We start from the raw sequence: 17909 nt of genomic DNA, 5'->3' as shown, positions 1-17909 counted from the left end.
TGCGGACGTAGCTCAGTTGGTAGAGCGCAACCTTGCCAAGGTTGAGGTCGCGAGTTCGAGCCTCGTCGTCCGCTCCAGTCACAGGCCCCGGTCATCGACCGGGGCCTTTGTCGTACGGCCGCCGCTGCCGTGCCGGGCTTCGGTGCGCGCGGGCCCGGTCGTCGGTGCGGCCGGGCCCCTGCTCCGCCCGGTGGTCAGCTCCAGGCCGTGCCCGTCAGGCGCTCGTACGCCTCCACGTACTTCGCCCGCGTCGCGTCCACGACCTGCTGCGGCAGCGGCGGCGGAGGCTGCTCCCCGGACCGGTCCCAGCCGGACTCGGCGGAGGTGAGCCAGTCCCGGACGAACTGCTTGTCGTACGACGGCTGCGCCCGCCCCGGCTGCCACTGGTCGGCCGGCCAGAAGCGGGAGGAGTCCGGCGTGAGGACCTCGTCCGCGAGGACCAGCGCGTCGCCCTCGAAGCCGAACTCGAACTTCGTGTCCGCGAGGACGATGCCGCGCTCGCGGGCGACGTCCCGGGCGCGGGAGTACACGGCGAGCGTGGCCTGGCGCAGCTGCGCGGCCGTCTCGGCGCCGACCTGGCGGGCGACCTCCTCGTAGGAGACGTTCTCGTCGTGCTCGCCGACCTCGGCCTTGGTGGCCGGGGTGAAGATCGGGGCGGGCAGCTCCGAACCGTCGACGAGCCCCTCGGGGAGGGCGAGCCCGCAGACGGTGCGGGTCTCCTTGTACTCGGCGAGGCCGGAGCCGGTGAGGTAGCCGCGGGCCACGCACTCCACGGGGACCATCCGCAGCGACTTGCACACGAGGGTGCGGCCCTCCCAGTCGGCGGGGGCGCCGGCGGGCAGCTCGGTGCTCAGGACGTGGTTCGGGACGAGGTCCGCGAGCTGGTCGAACCACCACAGCGAGAGCCGGGTGAGGACCCGGCCCTTGTCGGGGATCTCGGTGGGCAGCACCCAGTCGTAGGCGGAGATGCGGTCACTCGCGACCATCACGAGGTCGCCCGCCTCGTTCTGGTACAGGTCGCGCACCTTGCCGGTGTGCAGATGCACCAGGCCCGGAACCTGACGCGGCTCGGGCTTTTCAACGAATCCGGACACGGTGCCTCCCCGTGGATCTGTACGACTTCCCACGATTCTCCCGTATGGCGGAGGGCGGGGCTCCGCCAGGGGCGGCTTGGGGTGCCGCGTGCGGTGCCGGTGCCCTGGGGTCGGAAGTTCCGGGGGTTCAGTCCCGCTTGCAGATGCGGCCCAGCAGGTTGGCCGTGGCGCGCTGGACGCGGGGGTCGACGTGGCCGGGGCGGTCCAGGGCCGGGGACCAGGCGAAGGTGCCGGACGCGAAGACCCAGGCGCCCGACGGGGCCCGGTAGAGGGACGTCTCCTGGTGGCGCGGGGCGCCGTCCGCGTCGGTGTACGGGGAGTGGGCGAGCAGGGTCCGCTCGTCGTACGCGGGCAGCGGCGTGCGCGGGAAGTAACGATCAGCCTCACCGGCGACCAGCCCGTCGATCTCGTCGCCCTCCAGGGCGCCGGTCGCCTCCCACAGCCAGTGGTCGGCGTTGCGCACGATCAGCGGGTGGGGCTCCGGGACGCTGCCCCCGTACTGGATGCCGATCAGCTGCTGCTCGGGGCGGTCGACCTCCCGCCACAGCACCGGCCTGCCGGGGCCCCTGCGCTTGCGGCAGGTCAGCAGGCGGTCCGGGACGCCGGACGGGGACGGGCTCAACTCCACCTGCCAGTGCATGGTGTTGGCGGAGAGGAAGACCAGGGACGTGCCGTGGTCGCGGGCGCGCTCCGCGGCGGCGCGCATCGGGACCGACCAGTACTCGTCGTGGCCGGGGAAGATCAGCCCGCGGTACCGGGTCGGGTCGACGCGGCCCGCGTGCAGGTCACGGGCGTCGGCGTAGGTGACGTCGTAGCCGTAGCGCTCGGCCCAGCGGATGACGTCGTAGGCGTGGCCGACGTGCATCGGCAGGCCCCAGCCCGCGTACGGGCGGTCGAAGGAGACCGTGGTCGCGGCGTCGGCCTCGCCGAGCAGCCGGCCCTCGTCGTCCCAGGCGTGGTAGAAGCTGGCGCCGGTGCGGCCGTCCTCCGGGTAGAGGTTGTACGCCTGCCACGTGATGTCCGGCAGGACGAGCAGCAGGTCGGCCGGGCGGTCGTCGCGGACGGTGAACGGCACGTGGGAGCGGTAGCCGTCGGCGGTCGTGAGCACGGCGACGTACGCGCCGGTGTTCCAGTACGACGGGACCTGCAACCGCCAGGACAGCCACCAGTGGTGGCACGAGACCGTGCGGTCGGCGGTGAGCGGCGGGAGCTGCACGATGCCGGACAGGCGGGGGCTCGTGGTGATCTTCGCGGCGCCGTCGCCGGCGTAGTGGCCGATGCGGTAGACGTCGACGCCGAACTCCTGGGGCGGGTCGACCGTGATGTGGAAGTCGATCGCCTCGCCGGGGGCCACCGCGCCGGTCGCCGTGAACCCCTTGATCTGGCAGCGGACGTCGTCCGCCGAACGCGGGCCGCCGTGGGCTTGGGCGGCGCGGGGGGCGCTGGTGGCGCGGGGGGCGTGGGGGGCTCTAGCGGCTCGGGGGGACGGGATGCCGCGGCCGGTGCGGTTTCGGGCTGGAGCCGACCGAGCTGACGGGGCCGACGGGGCCGACGGGGCCGATGGGAAAGGGCTGGCCTGGTCGGGCTGATCGGGCCGGTCGGTGAGGTCTGCGGGGCCGGCGGGGTCCGTGGCTTCCGCCGGGTCGGGATCCGCGTACCAGGGGACGATCCGGCCGGTGTCGGCGAAGTACGCCTCGGTGCCGCGCAGCCAGGGAACGGGGCCCTGCCCGAAGGGGTCCGTCACGGCGTGCGCCCGTGCTCCCGACTCCCAGCGGCGGATCTGGTCCGACCCCATGTGGCCTTCCCCTCCCTCGTCCCCCGCGGTCGCGCCTCGTCGTGGTGGTCGCCGGTGGTCGCCGGTCGTCGCGCGCGCCGCCCGGTGCCGTTCGGTGCCGCCCCGTGCGTCAGGCGGCCGTTCGGTGCCGTGCTGCCCCGGTCCTGTGCCGAGCGTGATTGCCACGTGCGCGATCGCCCCCCAGCACATCACATACCGCACGCACACTGTCACTATTCGTCGCGGATTGGCCGAAAGTGGAAGCGGGGGGTCCGGGTAGGGGAAGAGCGCTCCGCTGGGCGGCCGGCGAGCACAGGGGCGGCGGGTCACACGAGCCGTACGGGCTTCTCCGGGCGTATGCCGAGGTCGGACAGCCAGGAGCGCAAGGGCGCCGGGTCGCCCTGTTCCACGAGGCTCAGGACGCGGGGGGCGAGGTCGGTGGCGCGTTCGCCGTTGATCAGGAGCGACGGTCCGTCCAGCCAGTCGAGGCCCGGGGCCGCACCGGCGGTGTCCATCGCGGCGCAGCACACCATCGCCGTGATGTGGTCGGCGAGCAACTCACGGCCCGTGCGGGGCGGTTGAAGGGGGAACAGCGGGAGCGCCCGGTCGTCCCACAGCACGGTGTCCGGCCCGGTCTGCCCGGTGGGGGGCGCTCCGGCGGGCGGAGCGGTCCGGGCGGCGACGGCCTCCTCGCGGGCCACCTCCGCACTGAGACCGGCAGCGAGGGCGGCACTGCGGGGGGTGGTGCCGGAGAGGTCTTCCTCGTCGTCGTAGTCGGAGTCGTAGTAGCCGGAGTCGGGGGCCTCCTGCTCGGGGGCGGGGGCCTGCTGTCCGGTCCGTGGTCTCGTTGGTTCCGTGAGGTGGTCGAGGACGCGGGACAGGGTCGGGCCGTCCGTGCCCGGGGTGCCGGCGTCGGCTCCGCGGCGTACGGCGAGGGCGTCGAGGACGCGGTGCAGACGGGCGGCGTCGGTGCGCCACTTGCGGTCCACGACCTCCTCCGGATACGCGTCCCAGTCCACCGGGGACCAGTCCGGGCCGGGCTCGGCGGGGCCGCCGTGGAAGAGGCGGGCGGCGAGGAGCGAGGTCGCCTCGTCGACCAGGCCGGGCTCTTCCAGCAGGTCACAGGCCGGACGCTCGCCGAGCCGGGAGGCGAAGCCCTCGGCCAGGCGGTCGCGCCGGGACAGCTCGGTGAGCGCGGCGACGACACCGGCGTCCAGCCGCGACGGCCAGCGCCCCATCCGCCAGGCGGGCAGCGCGACCCGGGTCAGCAGGCGGTCCCAGCCGGCGTAGGCCAGGCCCACCTGTTCCTGGGCGACGATCCGCACGCCGTAGTCCACAGCCTGTGCACGCTCGGCGGCGGCGGTGGCGACGCCGCGCTCCATCTCGGCGGCGTGCACACGGCAGCTGCGCAGCATCAGGCGGGCCACCCAGCCCACGCCGGCCAGCACCGAGCCGGTGAGCGGTCCGCGGCCGGGTGCCGAGGTCACGGCGACGGCGGCGTCCAGGCCGCGGACGAAGCGCCGGGCGGCCGCTATGTCGGGGTGTGCTGACGGGCCCGTACCGGCGACGACCGGGGCGAGGACCGCACGCAGCTCGCCGACGCGCATCCACCACAGGAAGGGGGAGCCGATGACGAGGACGGGGGCCGTGGTGGCGCGGCGGTGTGCACCACTGCCGCTGCCAGCGCCAGGGCCAGGGCCGCTGCCGGGGCCGGTGGCTGTCCCGTCGCCGGAGGCGTCGTGCGGCTCGTGCGCCTCATGCGCCTCGGGTCCACTGGGGCTGTCGTGTCCGTCCTGTCTGTCGTGCCCGCCGGGCCGGTCGTCGGCGTCGGGGGACGGGCCCGGGACGGCGGGTGCGGGCGTGCTCGTGGGCGGGCCGTGCGCCGGGTGCGTACGGTCCTCCAGCCAGCTGTCGCAGTCCGGGGTGAGCGCTATCGCGGACGGTGCGGGGACGTCGAGGCGGTCGGCGAGGTCGCGCACCAGCCGGTACAGGTCGGGGGCCGACTCCTCGGCGATCGGGACCGTCGGGCTCATGGCCGGGCGGGAGCGGGCGACGACCAGGGCGATGCCGGCGGCGGCGAGCAGGACCACGACGGCGAGCGGGGTCACGGCCCAGCGGGCGGCGTCCCAGACGACGCCCGTCAGATGGCCCGTCGAGCCTCCGACGAGCAGGATCACGGCGGCGGCCGCGGGCAGCAGGGCGACAGCCAGTGCCCGGCTGCGCATGCGCAGCACGGCGATCGCCCGGGAGCGCGCGGCCTGCGCGCCCACCTCCATACCCATACCGGTCACGCCGGACCTCAACCCCTCCCTGATGTCCTTGGTGCTCTCCTGCTCGGTGCCGTTCTCGTGGTGCTCACTCCCCCACTGTGGCACCCACGACTGACATCGCAATGCCGGTGGGCCATGTGCCGGAAAGCTTGCGCCGCACCCTAGTTGGGGCCCCGGCCCTCGTCAGCCGGATGGGGCATCGGTCACTCGATGGAATGGCTTTGGGGAAAGGTGGATGACGGACAGCAAGGATCAGGCCCCGGATCCTGAGACGGGTCCGGGGCCTGCGGGTTCGGTTGTCTTCCGGCCGCTGAAGCCGCGTGAGCGGGGTCGTTTCAGCGGGGGGCGGGAGGCGGGGGCGGGAGGAGGTCAGACGCCTGCGGCTCCCGGGCCTCCCGGGGTTTCCGCGTCTCCCGTTCCGCCCGCGTCTCCCGCGTCTCCCGCGACCTTCGCCGCGATGTCCGTACGGTGCTGGGAACCGTCGAGCCGGATGCGGCCCACGGCCCGGTACGCGCGCTCGCGGGCCTCGGTCAGGTCGTTGCCGGTCGCGGTGACGGACAGGACGCGGCCGCCGGCGCTGACCACGGCGTCGCCGTCCTGCTTGGTGCCGGCGTGCAGCACGTACGCGTGCGGGGCGTCCTGGGCGGCGACCTCGTCCAGGCCGGTGATCGGGTCGCCGGTGCGCGGGGTGCCGGGGTAGTTGTGCGAGGCGACGACGACCGTGACCGCGGCGTCCTCACTCCAGCGCAGCGGCTCCAGGTCGGCGAGGTTGCCGGTCGCGGCGGCCATCAGGAGACCGGCGAGCGGCGTCTTCAGACGGGCCAGGACCACCTGCGTCTCGGGGTCGCCGAAGCGGGCGTTGAACTCGATGACGCGGACGCCGCGCGAGGTGATGGCGAGACCGGCGTAGAGCAGCCCGGAGAACGGGGTGCCGCGTCGGCGCATCTCGTCGACCGTGGGCTGCAGAACCGTCTGCATCACCTCGTCGACCAGCTTCGGGTCCGCCCACGGCAGCGGCGAGTACGCGCCCATGCCGCCGGTGTTCGGACCCTCGTCGCCGTCCAGGGCGCGCTTGAAGTCCTGGGCGGGCTGGAGGGGGACCACGGTCACGCCGTCGGTGACCGCGAAGAGGGAGACCTCGGGTCCGTCGAGGAACTCCTCGATCACGACGCGGTCGCAGGCCGCCGCGTGCTCCCTGGCCGCCTCGACGTCACTGGTGACGACGACGCCCTTGCCAGCGGCGAGCCCGTCGTCCTTGACGACGTACGGGGCGCCGAAGGCGTCGAGGGCGGTGGCGACCTCTTCCGGGTTCGTGCAGACGTAGGAGCGCGCGGTGGGGACGCCGGCCGCCGCCATCACGTCCTTGGCGAAGGCCTTGGAGCCCTCCAGCCGCGCGGCCTCCTTGGAAGGGCCGAAGACCGGGATGCCGGCCTCGCGCACCGCGTCGGCGACCCCGGCGACGAGCGGGGCCTCCGGGCCCACGACCACCAGCCCGGCGCCCAGCCGCGTGGCCAGGGCGGCCACGGCCGCGCCGTCGAGGGCGTCGACCTGGTGCAGCTCGGCGACCTCGGCGATGCCGGCGTTGCCGGGGGCGCAGTGCAGCGCCGTGACGTCGGGGTCGAGGGACAGGGAGCGGCACAGGGCGTGTTCGCGGGCACCGCTGCCGATGACGAGGACCTTCACGGGGGTCAGCCTAACGGGCGGGGAGGCGTTTCCTTTGTGCGGGCTTCCGAGGGGGCGGGGGTGGTGGCCTTGGAGGTTTCTCCAAGCGGGGCGCTTGGGCCCGCACGCGGGCGGCCCGGCGCCGTCCCGCACCGGCCCCACCCGACCCGCACGCGGGAGGCCCGGCGCCGGCAATTACCGCCTGCCGCTCTCAGTCGTTCGAGAGCTCCTCCACAACGGTCGCGCCGAGTTCGCGCACGAGCAGCTCCGTCCCGGAGAGGGCCGACTCGTCGAGATCCGGGTCGTCGTCCTCCGGGATGTCGTCCTCGGGCGAGATCGGGGGCGGCTCCGGGGCCGACGGCTGGGGCACGGGTGCGGGTGCGGTGGACTGCGTCGCCGCGGTCCGCCCGGACGACGATCCCGGCGCGGTCGGCCCCGCCCCCTGCTGGGGCGCCGGGCGGGGAGCGGGCGTACCGCCACCGCCGTAGCCACCACCGCCACCACCGCCGTAACCACCGGCGCCGCCGCCGCCGTAGCCACCGCCGCCCTGGCCGCCCGTACCGCCGCCGTAGCCGCCCGACGGGCCGGACGGCGCGGGGGCGCCCGTGCCGCCGGACGGGTCGACGATCGCCTCGATCTTCCACTGCACGCTGAACTGCTCACCCAGTGCCTGCCGCAGCACGTCCTCGCTGCCGCTGCTCAGGAAGTTGTCCCGCGCGCCCGCGTTGACGAAGCCGAGTTGGAGGGTGGTGCCGTCGAAGGCGGCCACGTGGGCGTTCTGGCTGAGGAGGATCCAGGTGAACCGGCGGCGGTTCTTGACCGCCTCCAGGATGTTCGGCCAGAGCATGCGGGGGTCGAGGCCGCCGCCCGTCGGGGCCTGAGCGGGCGCCTGGTGGGGCGGCGGTGCCGGTGACGCCGGGGGCGCGGACTGCGCGTGGGCGGCGGGGGTGGGCGTGGACGGGCCCGGAGCCGCGGGGGCGCCCGGCGGCGTGGCCGTGGTGGGGGCAGGGGCCGGGGCCGGGGGTTGCCCGCCGCCCGCGGGAGCCGCGGTGGGCCAGCCACCGGGCCGGCGTCCGCCTCCGGCGGGGGCGGCGGTGGGCCAGGCGCCGGAGGCGGGAGAGGCGGGGGCGGTCGGAGCCTGGGTCGGCTGGGTGGGCTGGGGCGCCGGGGGCTGGGCGGCGGGCGGTGCGTCGGCCGCCGGGCCGACAGGGGCGTTGGCGGACGTGGAGGCAGGGGCGGGCGCGGGCGCGCCAGGAGCCCCGGGCCCACCCGGCCCACCGGTTCCCGCAGGCACGCCCGTCGATGTCGGTGTCGGTGCGGGTGTCGGCGGACCACCGGCCGACGTCGCTCCCCCCACCCCGGGCGCGCCGGAGCCACTGGGAGCGCCGGGCGGACCGCTCGGCGCGGCTCCGGATCCGCCACCGGCGGCACGTACGGCCGCTCGGGCCGCGGCGGGACCGCCGCCGGGCGGAACAGAGGCGGCCGGAATGGAGGTGGGTGGAACGGCGGGCGGCTGAGCGGCGGCGCTCGGCGCGGCGGCTGCCGTATGGGCGTCGGGCCCGGGAACGTACCCCATGGCGGGCGCGCCCGCTCCCGCGGAGAAGGAGACGCCGCGCTCGATGCGGTCGAGGCGGGCCATGACGGAGCGCTCGTCGCCGTAGGCGGCGGGCAGGAGGACGCGGGCGCAGATGAGCTCGAGCTGAAGGCGGGGGGAGTTGGCGCCCCGCATCTCGGTGAGCCCCTCGTTGACGAGATCGGCGGCACGGCTGAGCTCGGCCGGGCCGAAGGTGCCGGCCTGGGCCTGCATCCGCTCGATGACGTCGGCGGGGGCGTCGATGAGGCCCTTCTCGGCGGCGTCCGGGACGGCGGCCAGGATCACCAGGTCGCGCAGTCGTTCCAGCAGGTCGGCGACGAAGCGGCGCGGGTCGTTGCCGCCCTCGATGACGCGGTCCACGACCTCGAAGGCGGCGGCGCCGTCGCCGGTGGCGAAGGCCTCGACCACCGAGTCGAGCAGGGAGCCGTCGGTGTAGCCGAGGAGGGAGGTGGCCATGGCGTAGGTCACACCGCCGGCCCCGGCGCCGGCGAGCAGCTGGTCCATGACGGACATCGAGTCACGCACGGAACCGCCACCGGCCCGCACGACGAGCGGGAGCACGCCGTCCTCGACCGGGATCTTCTCCTTGGCGCACACCTCGCCGAGGTACTCGCGCAGGGTGCCGGGCGGCACGAGCCGGAAGGGGTAGTGGTGCGTACGCGACCGGATCGTCCCGATGACCTTCTCGGGCTCGGTGGTCGCGAAGATGAACTTGAGGTGCTCCGGGGGCTCCTCGACGACCTTCAGCAGGGCGTTGAAACCGGCCGACGTGACCATGTGGGCCTCGTCGATGATGTAGATCTTGTACCGGCTGCGGGCGGGGCCGAAGAAGGCCTTTTCGCGCAGGTCACGGGCGTCGTCCACGCCACCGTGGGAGGCGGCGTCGATCTCGATGACGTCGATGGAACCGGGGCCGTTGCGCGCGAGGTCCTGGCAGGACTGGCACTCGCCGCACGGGGTCGGCGTGGGGCCCTGCTCGCAGTTCAGACAGCGGGCCAGGATCCGGGCGCTGGTCGTCTTGCCGCAGCCGCGCGGACCGCTGAACAGGTACGCGTGATTGACCCGGTTGTTCCGCAGCGCCTGCTGCAACGGGTCGGTGACATGCTCCTGCCCGATGACCTCGGCGAACGACTCCGGGCGATAGCGGCGGTACAGCGCGAGAGACGACACGCATACGAGGTTATAGGCGCCCACCGACAACGAGTCCCGCACGGAGAGCGGGGAAGGTCACGCCGGGGTCGGCGGCCCAGGTGGTGTGGGCGGGGTGGCCCGGGTGGGCGGCGACCCCGGTGGCGTGGGTGGAGCGGCACGGGTGGGCGGCGACCCCGGTGGCGTGGGCGGGGCGGCCCGGGTGGGCGGCGGCCCAGCCGGTGTGGGCGGGGCGGGCGGCGGCACGGGCGGCCTTGGATGGCCGTGGGGCCGGGCTGGAACGCAAACGCCCCCCACGCACCCGCCAGAGCCAACCTACCCTTGCTGCCTTCCGGCCCTGGGGGAGTTCAGTCAGATAGCGCCGCGTGAGGGGCTCCGCACAGAGTACCCGATCCCGCAGGCAGGGAACGAGTTCGCGAGCACTCCCCGCCGTCATGTAATGTTTCCGGCGGAGGATTCGCCTAGAGGCCTAGGGCGCACGCTTGGAAAGCGTGTTGGGGGCAACCCCTCACGAGTTCGAATCTCGTATCCTCCGCCAGTGCCTCACCGGGCACGATGTCGAAGGGCCCCACCGTTCGCGGTGGGGCCCTTCGACGTGGCGGAACGATCCCGTGCCCGAACCTGTCGTTCAGCTTCCTTGAGCCGTCTGCGCCGGCTGTGCCGTCCGTACTGTCTGCCGACTGCCCGGCTGCAGCTTCCAGCAGCGGGGACGCGGGCCGTGCCCCCGCTCCGTCACGGTGGAGTCGGCAGGGCCGTCGCGTCGAGGGGGAGAGCAGCATGCGTAATGTTCACGAGCGTTGGTGGCCGGTGGACGTTGACGAAGTCGGCCCGCTGCTCGACTCGCTCGCCTCCGAGGGCGACCGGCTGTGGCCGGTGGACGACTGGCCCCCGATGACCTTCGACCGGCCCCTCGCCGTGGGCGCGACCGGGGGCCACGGCACCATCCGCTACTCCGTCGTGGACTACACGCCGGGGCGGACGGTCACCTTCGAGATCAGTCCTGGAGTGGGCCTGCGCGGCCACCACCGCTTCGTCGTCGAGCCACAGGTGCGCGGGGGACAGTCCGGGACGGTGGTGCGGCACGAGGCGTTCGCCCGCACCTACGGGCGCATGCTGTGGATGTGGCCGTTGATCACCCGCTGGGTGCACGACGCCGTGGTCGAGGACGCGCTGGACCGCTGCCACCGGGAGGTGATGGGCGAACCCCCGGCGCGGCCCGCACGCTGGAGTCCGTGGGTGCGCCGACTGCGCGCCAAGCGGGGCCTGCCCACAGAGCGCAGCGCCGACCGCGCGGCCTGACGCCGTCGGGCGTCCCGGCCGGCCGCCACGAGTACGCCGTGGAACGGGTGACCACGCCAGTGACGATGCCGTGGCCGGGGTGGTCACGGTGCCGGCTCAGAGGTCGCGGTTCGACATGACCTTCTGTTCCGCGCGCTCCACGTCGAAGCGGGCGGCCGGGTTGCCGTTGGCGCGTTCCACCGCACCGCGGACCAGGGCGAGGTAGAAGAGCGTGGGCGCGCAGGGCGTCCACTGCTCCTCCGGCTTGTCCGCGATGAAGCCGAGCACCGACTCCGGGTCCGCGTCCACGAACTCGAACCGGTCGTGCTCCCACTTGTCGGCGATACCCCGTGTCCAGCGGAGGCGCAGCGCCTGCTCGTCGAGGTCGGGCACCACCGCGCGGAAGAACGCCGCCCACTGGTGGTTGACCAGGTCGAGCCCGAAACCGAGCAGTTCGACCCTGGTCCGGTCCCCGTCGTGCACGGCGAGTTCCTCGAAGAGGGCGCGGCGCGCCACCGCGTGCAGGCTGATCGGGCTGCCGTCCCCGGGCAGGTCGTGCTGCTGGGCCATGCCCTCGTTGGCGGAGGAGTTCCACCGGGCGCTGTTCGGCCCGGCGACCTGGGCGCTGCGCCGGGAGAAGAGCATCTTGCCGTCCTTGCCGGTCTCCAGCGCCACGTTGACGCCGAAGCTGCAGTTCATCCAGGAGGGCGCGTCGGCCGGGTCGCCGCCCGCCAGATACTGCTCGCGCAGTGTGAGGCCGTTCTTCTGCCGCCGGTCGAGGTTGAGCGACGTGGTGAGGAAGTCGAAGTAGTCCGCGTCCCGCATGGTGAGGGAGACCACGGGCACCTCGGCCAGATGCGTACGGGTGACGACGACCCGCTCGACCGCGAAGCGCGCGTTGTTCCACCGGTGCGGCAGTCCAGCGGCCTCCTTGCGTTCCTCCTCCGCCTCGATGGACCGGCGCCAGGCGGCGATCTCCTCCGGGAACTGCACACGCCTCGGCGTGTACTTGACGTGGACGTTCTCCTCTTCGATGGGCCGGGTCCCGTCCCCCTCCAGGAGATGACAGCCCGTTGCCCGGCCAACCACGGTGAATCTGTCTCGCATTGCCAACTCCACTGGTACACAGGCTGTGTTGGACGCTGTCAGGGGGGTGCGGTCGATCTCATGGTACGAAGCGACGCGGGTGACCGGCTGGCGTTACTGAAAGCCGAGCGGCGAACCTCTTCTCTGGTGGGCACCGTCGCCGTACCGGAGTACCTCCATCCGGAGGCGGAGGAGCGGCAGAGGCTGCGCCGCCCGCAACTGGACGACGTCCGTGAGCGGTTCGCCGGGACCGCGCGGGAGAAGCTGGGGTTCGGGGAGACCTTCCGGGCCGACCGGAGCGGGGCGACCCGCGAGCACCTGTGGGCCGGGCTGGAGGAGTTCGTGGCCGCCGGCGCCGAGCGGAAGATCCTCTACTGGACGGGACACGGCGTCCAGCGCGGCGACGAGGGTTACTTCCTCGCCTGCGCCGACTCCTGGCAGTCGGGCGAGTTCGACCCCGCCCGGGCCGTCTCCCTGCTCGAACTGGTGGGTTTCCTGCTGCGGCCGGAGTACGAGACCGACACCCTGCTGATCGTCGACGCCTGCTCCTCCCAGAGCTACAACTCCCTGGGCGAGGCGGTGCGGCACGCCGTGGAGCTGGAGCGGGACCCCGCGGTGCTCCGGGCGCGGGAGAGCCGGCGGAAGGGCTTCGCCGTCATCGGCACCTCGGGGGCGGACGCGCAGGTAGCGGCGGGCCGCTGGGTGACGTGGCTGGAGGAGGCGCTGGCGACGCCGGACTTCGTCGCGGACGACCAGGCCCGGCCGTTCGAGCCGTCCGCCCTGTATCTGCCGCTGCCGTATCTCTGCCGTGCCGTGGACGCGCGGGCGGCGGACGACGGACTCGACGACCCGGCGCAGCGGCCGGACTGCCGGGATGTCCGGGCGCTGCCCAACAACTTCCTCGACAACCCCCACTACCACCAGCCCGACCGGCCGGTGTACACGCCGGCCGTGCTGACGCGGCGGAAGCCGTGGATCGAGGCCGAGCAGTTCGGGATCGAGGAGAACAGCCATCTCAGCCGCCACTTCGCGGGCCGGCGGGAAGCGCTGAGCCGGATCGTGCGCTGGATGGACACCCACCCGAAGGGGCTCCTCGCGGTGACGGGACTGGCGGGCACGGGGAAGACCGCGCTGCTCGGCCGGCTGGCCCACACCTCCCTGCCGAGCTGGCGGGAGACCCTCGGCGGGGACCTCGACCCCGCGACGCTGCCCCGGGCGGGCACGGTGCACGCGGCGCTGAGCTGCCGCGGTCAGTCCGCCCATTCGCTGGCCGGGCACCTGCGGGAGGTGCTGGCGGACGTCGACGGGGCGCCTGAGCTGCCGGAGGAGCCGGTGACGTCGGAGAAGTTCACCGACGCCTTCGAGGAGCTGGTCGGCCGGGCGGGCTCGGTGAACCTGCTCTTCGACGCGCTCGACGAGGCCCTCCCGGACCAGGCGTACGCGATCGCCCGGCACGTCCTGAACCCCCTGGCGGCCACGCCCGGCGTCCGGGTGGTCGTCGGCACCCGGTCCCAGCCGCGCCGGCGCAGCACCGCGCCCGCGGAGGAGGAGTCGCTCCTGGACGCCCTGGAGCTGAGCGTCGAACCCGTGGTCCTGGGGGACGACGAGGAGGCGCGCGCGAGCATCACCGGCATGGTGCTGTCCGTCCTGGACAGCGAGCAGTCGCCGTACCGGGGTGACGCGCGGCGCGAGGACCGCGACTGGACGGCCGAGATCGTCGCGGCGAGCAGCCACGGCTCGTTCCTGGTGGCCCGGCTGGTCGCGACCGGGCTCGCCCGGCGGACCACGGTCGCCGCCGAGGCCGAGCTGCAGGCGTGGCTGCGTGACGGCGGTGCGGGCCTGCGCACCCGCCTCACGGAGGAGACCCGCCACCTGAGCGAGCAGCCGGGCGCGCGGCGCGCCCATGAGGTGCTCCGGGCGCTGGCGGTGATCCAGGGACCCGGGCTGACCCCGGACGCGGTGTGGCTGACGCTCGCCAACGCGCTGCGCGAGGCCGGCTCGCCGGAGCTCGCACTGGAGGATCTGCGGCAGGTGTGCCGGAGCGCCGACGGCGGCGTCGTCGCCACGCAGAAGGACGGCGCGCGGCAGACGGCCGGACGGGTCCGCCACCAGCTGGCCCATCCGAGTTACGGCGAGTTCTTCCTCTCCGACGCCGGACTGACCACCCGGGAGGCGCACCGCAGGGTGCTCGACGCGCTGCGCGCCCGCGCCGGCGGCGACTGGAGCCGTGCCGACGAGTACACCCTCGAATACCTCGGCGCCCACGCCGCCCAGGTGGGTCCGGAGGCCCTGCGGGAGCTCTTCGAGGACGTGGGTTTCCTGCTGCGTACGAACCCCGACGTCATGCTGCCGCTCGCGGCGGGCCTGGCCCGGGACTGCGACGGCGCCGCGCTGTACGGCAGGGTCGCGGGCTCGTTCCCCCGCGCCTCCCATCCGCTGCCGGCGGCAGTCCTGCTGGAGCGCAAGGCCCTGTTCAGCGCCACCGCCTTCGTCAGTCACCGCGACGCGACGTACCGGACGCTGCGCCGCACCGACGGCTTCCTGCCCTGGCAGGAGTACTGGACCGATGTGCCGCCGGACCCCCCGGAGTGGCGGCGCGCGGCGCCCTCGGGCGGCGCGCGGGCGCTGAGCTGGCGCGCCGGGACCGGGGCGGCGGGGCTGACCCACGCGGACACCCTGACCGCCTCCGGGCTGGGGGAGCTGCAGGTCCTGCACCCGGAGTCGGGCGCCCGGCTGCTGACCCGCCGGCTGCCCCGGGCCGGCGGGGAGCGCGGGCGCCCGCTCGGCGAGGTGCGCGAGGTGGGCGCGGGGGCCCGCTGGGTCACCGTCGCCCGGGACGATCAGGCCGTGTACTTCTGGCACGCCGGCGCCCGGACACCCGGTCGGGAGTTCCGGTGGGGCGGCAGTGTGCGCGCCCTGGCGGCGGCCGGGACGAGCGGCGAGAGCGTGGCCCTGGCGGCCGACGGGGACCGGGTGTGGTTGTGGTTCTGGAAGAGCGGCACTCCCCTGGACACCCAGCTGAGCGAGGTCCGTACGGCCGATGTGCGGCAGCTCGCGGCCCTCACCCTGGGCGCGCGGATGTTCGTCCTGGCGGCGGGCGCGAAGCGGGTGGAGCTGTTCGAAGTGACCCGCACCCTCAACGGGGTCGACGGTCTGCACGCCTGCCGGACCGACCCCGGCGTGGTCCTGGCCGCACCGGCGATGGCCGCCGCGGCGTTCGCCGTCTCGCTCCGGGAGGGCTTCTTCGCCGTGGCCGACGGGACCGCCGTGTACGTCTGGCGGTGCGAGGCGGAGTCCGGCCCGGCGCCGGTCCTGGAACGGGTGGCGACGTACCCCTCGAACGCGCGCGGCCTGGCCTTCGGGTGGTACGGCGACGAACCGCTGCTCGCCGGATACGAGGAGGTGTCTGTCCGGATCTGGTCCGTCGGGCGGTCCGGACGCGAGGCCACACTCGTTCTGGACGCCCCCCGCGAGGGCGCCATGGCGTTCGAACCGGGCGGTCGGGGACTGCTCGCGGTCGCCGACGGCCCCTCCATCCGCGTGGTCGACGTGGTGCCCGCGCTGGAGGCCGGCTACGGGATCCAGCGGCGGCCGAGCAACGAACGCCCGGTCCTCGCCCTGACCGGCGCACCGGAGGGTCCGCCGCTGCTGTGCCGTGCCTGGCACGACCGGATCCGGGTCTCCCGGCCGGAGCAGGGGGACCCGGCCGCCCTTCCGGCCACGGAACTCGCCCACGAGGGGCGCACGGTGACGGCGGTGGCCGCGGTGCGGGCGGCGGACGGCTGGACGGTGGCCGCCGCGGCCGGCCGGACCGTACGGCTGTGGCGGCTCGACGACGGCCTGGCGGTCCTCGCCCACCGGGACGTCCCGCTCGGCGGGGACGCCGGCCAGCCGGCCCGCGCCCTGAGCCTGGTCGGCGCCCCGGACGCCGGCACGCTGCGGCTGAGCGTGGCCGACGGGCGGCGGCTGGTGCGCCACGAGGTCCCGGCCGACGTCTCGTCCGCCGGGACCGCGCTGCGCGAGATCCGGACCGACCGCGGGTTCTGCGGGATCGACACGAGGGTCCTGCGGGACGGTTCGTCCTGGATGGCCGGTGACATGAGTGACGAGTTGCGGGTCTGGACCGAGGGCGCACACGGCGTCGAGCAGCGCGTCGTCCTCCCCGCCGCCCCCTCCTGTCTCGCCCTCGGGGAGCTGTACGACGACGAGGACGACGCCTCGATGCCGGTGCTGGCCTGGGCGGACCACGGCAGCGTGTACGTCAAGGACTGCTCCGGGGACGGAAGCGCCCACCCCCCGGAGCGGCTGCCGGGGAACTTCCCCGACGTGCGGTCGCTGGTGTTCGCCGGTCCCGTGGAGCGGCCCGTGCTGCTGCTCTGCATGCCCGGGTCGGTGTCGCGCGCGTGGGACGTCTGGTCCCGGCGATGGCTCGACGGGCCGGGGATCCCCAGGCGGGGATACGACGTGCACGCCGTCCGTACCGCGATGGACCCGGAGGGTCTGGTGATGGCGTTGCAGGGGGAGGACCGGTGCGATCTGATCAGGCTGCCGCGCACGTTCCTCACGGCCGGGTCGGGGGGAGAGTGAATGCGACACGATCTGGTGGTCTTCGTCCCGGGGTTCCTCGGCACCCGGCTGTGCCGGGACGGCCGGGACGTCTGGGCGCTGTGCGGTGAGCGGCTGATCGGTGGCGCGGCGGCCTCGGCGCTCACCGAGGTGGCCCTCCCGCCGGGGCTGGGGGACGCGCCGCCCGAGGGCCCGTTCCGGCTGGACACCGACGGGCTGCTGCGGGTCCCGGACTCGGTGCCGGGGCTGCTGTCCTGCATGGGCTATCCGGATCTCCGTGACGCGCTCGGCGACCCGCTCGACGCGCAGTTCGTGCCGTTCGGCTACGACTGGCGCCTGTCCCACCGGCTGGTGGCACGGCAGTTGAGGGCGCGGGTGGCGTGCGAACTCGACCGGTGGCGTGCCCAGGTCGACGCGTACTACCCGGACCGGACCGATGATCCGCGCGTCATTCTGGTCTGCCATGCGACGGGCGGTCTGATCGGACGGCACTACCTGGAGTGCGAGGACGGCCGGGAGACCGCCCGGACCCTGGTCACGCTCGGCACCCCGCAGCAGGGCCTGGTCCAGGCCGCCCGGCTGCTGGCCGGCCATGCCGTCCCCGGCGACGGGGGTCCCGGCGCCGACGTGGCCGCCCGGCTGAACGAGGTGCTGCGTGACTGGGCGCTCACGCTGCCGGCGGTCGCCGAGATGCTGCCGGGCTACCCCGCCGTGCGGGTCGAGGGAAAGAGCCGCGAGCGGCAGATCACCGACAGCCGGTACCCCGTCCCCGGGCTGCCGGGCGACGCCGTCCGTGAGGCGGTGGCCTTCCGGGAGGAGTTCCGCTCGGCGTGCGACGAGCACCGGCGCGCCGGACCGCTCCCGTACACCGTGCACTGCCTGGGCAGCGTCGGCTTCCCGAGCCCCGAGGCGCTCGTGCTCTCCTCCGACGGGTCGCGGATCACCGGCGGCCTGCCGGGGGCGGGCGACGGGACGGTGCCCCGCCGGTCGGCCGTCGCGGACTGGACCGGTACGGACCCCATGCTGTGGACCGGCTTCCGCAACGCGGACCTGGCGAGCGGTGCCGCGCTGCGGGACGCGATGCTCGCGATCCGCGCGGGCCGCCCGCCCGGTGGCGCGCTCGCCGGTGAGGAGGGCATCGCGCTGCACCTCCCCCGGGACCCGGTCGCCGCCGGCCGTCCGTTCGTGATCGAGTTGCTGGGGCACGACCTGCCGCGGCGCAATCTGCGGACGTTCATGTGGCGTTCGGGCCGTCCCGGCAGACTGCCCGTCGTCTTCCGGCAGTTCGGGCCCGACCGCTATCGCGCGGAACTGGAGGCGACGCCCGGACGCTGGGTGGTCGAGGCGCTGGTCGACCGGCCGAGGGGCCGTGACCGGCGGGACGTGACGGTCATGGCGGTATGAACGGTCGCGGCGACATGAACGGCCGTGGCGGC

General features: G+C 74.4%; 9 protein-coding genes, 2 tRNA genes and 1 other RNA gene. 5 read left to right on the top strand and 7 right to left on the bottom strand.

Translation table 11 applies throughout. The features are described from left to right. Nucleotide 1 precedes the first annotated feature (1 nt). Nucleotides 2-77: transfer RNA gene (locus ACZ7D7_RS21505), tRNA-Gly, on the top strand. A 117-nt stretch (nt 78-194) separates the two neighbouring features. On the opposite strand, the gene ACZ7D7_RS21500 is transcribed toward ACZ7D7_RS21505, so the two are convergent. From ACZ7D7_RS21500 to ffs, 6 genes are all read right to left on the bottom strand, one after another. Then, nucleotides 195-1094, bottom strand: coding sequence for a phosphoribosylaminoimidazolesuccinocarboxamide synthase (locus tag ACZ7D7_RS21500; RefSeq protein ID WP_470826175.1), 900 nt, complete (start codon nt 1092-1094; stop codon nt 195-197). Between the two features lie 127 nt (nt 1095-1221). Then, a complete protein-coding gene (locus ACZ7D7_RS21495) occupies nt 1222-2889 on the bottom strand; it encodes a N,N-dimethylformamidase beta subunit family domain-containing protein (RefSeq protein WP_470826173.1) in 1668 nt (555 codons plus the stop codon). A 305-nt stretch (nt 2890-3194) separates the two neighbouring features. Continuing rightward, nucleotides 3195-5150, bottom strand: coding sequence for a hypothetical protein (locus ACZ7D7_RS21490; RefSeq protein WP_470826236.1), 1956 nt, complete (start codon nt 5148-5150; stop codon nt 3195-3197). Nucleotides 5151-5507: 357 nt separating this feature from the next. Further along, entirely contained in the window at nt 5508-6821 is a 1314-nt protein-coding gene (purD, locus tag ACZ7D7_RS21485; protein WP_470826172.1) for a phosphoribosylamine--glycine ligase, read from the bottom strand. A gap of 190 nt (nt 6822-7011) precedes the next feature. Continuing rightward, entirely contained in the window at nt 7012-9564 is a 2553-nt protein-coding gene (locus ACZ7D7_RS21480; protein WP_470826171.1) for a DNA polymerase III subunit gamma and tau, read from the bottom strand. Nucleotides 9565-9825: 261 nt separating this feature from the next. Then, an RNA gene (gene ffs / locus ACZ7D7_RS21475) (signal recognition particle sRNA small type) lies at nt 9826-9920 on the bottom strand. A 73-nt stretch (nt 9921-9993) separates the two neighbouring features. Between ffs and ACZ7D7_RS21470 the strand changes: the two genes are divergently transcribed. Together ACZ7D7_RS21470 and ACZ7D7_RS21465 are read left to right on the top strand one after the other, a co-directional pair. Beyond that, nucleotides 9994-10081, top strand: a tRNA-Ser gene (locus ACZ7D7_RS21470). Nucleotides 10082-10320: 239 nt separating this feature from the next. After that, entirely contained in the window at nt 10321-10842 is a 522-nt protein-coding gene (locus ACZ7D7_RS21465; RefSeq protein ID WP_470826170.1) for an SRPBCC family protein, read from the top strand. A 96-nt stretch (nt 10843-10938) separates the two neighbouring features. On the opposite strand, the gene ACZ7D7_RS21460 is transcribed toward ACZ7D7_RS21465, so the two are convergent. After that, nucleotides 10939-11928, bottom strand: a complete 990-nt coding sequence (locus ACZ7D7_RS21460; protein WP_470826168.1) for a translation initiation factor 2 — start codon at nt 11926-11928, stop codon at nt 10939-10941. Between the two features lie 126 nt (nt 11929-12054). Between ACZ7D7_RS21460 and ACZ7D7_RS21455 the strand changes: the two genes are divergently transcribed. Both ACZ7D7_RS21455 and ACZ7D7_RS21450 read left to right on the top strand, forming a co-directional pair. After that, the gene (locus ACZ7D7_RS21455) at nt 12055-16494 is read left to right on the top strand and encodes a peptidase C14 caspase catalytic subunit p20 (RefSeq protein ID WP_470826166.1); all 4440 of its coding nucleotides are present in this window, start codon (nt 12055-12057) and stop codon (nt 16492-16494) included. Further along, nucleotides 16495-17877 (top strand): esterase/lipase family protein, encoded by a 1383-nt coding sequence (locus tag ACZ7D7_RS21450; RefSeq protein WP_470826164.1) that lies wholly within the window; start codon nt 16495-16497, stop codon nt 17875-17877. The last annotated feature ends 32 nt before the right edge of the window (nt 17878-17909 follow it).

Source organism: Streptomyces sp. NPDC037054 (assembly GCF_055606745.1).
Note: the sequence above shows the minus strand (reverse complement) of the source record. Positions and strands in the feature narration are given on the sequence as shown.

Bases quoted from the DNA above. Each gene is read 5' to 3' on its own strand.
- ACZ7D7_RS21490 (WP_470826236.1), bottom strand. From the start codon at position 5,150: ATGGGTATGGAGGTGGGCGCGCAGGCCGCGCGCTCCCGGGCGATCGCC.
- ACZ7D7_RS21450 (WP_470826164.1), top strand. From the start codon at position 16,495: ATGCGACACGATCTGGTGGTCTTCGTCCCGGGGTTCCTCGGCACCCGG.
- ACZ7D7_RS21460 (WP_470826168.1), bottom strand. From the start codon at position 11,928: ATGCGAGACAGATTCACCGTGGTTGGCCGGGCAACGGGCTGTCATCTC.
- ACZ7D7_RS21465 (WP_470826170.1), top strand. From the start codon at position 10,321: ATGCGTAATGTTCACGAGCGTTGGTGGCCGGTGGACGTTGACGAAGTC.
- ACZ7D7_RS21495 (WP_470826173.1), bottom strand. From the start codon at position 2,889: ATGGGGTCGGACCAGATCCGCCGCTGGGAGTCGGGAGCACGGGCGCAC.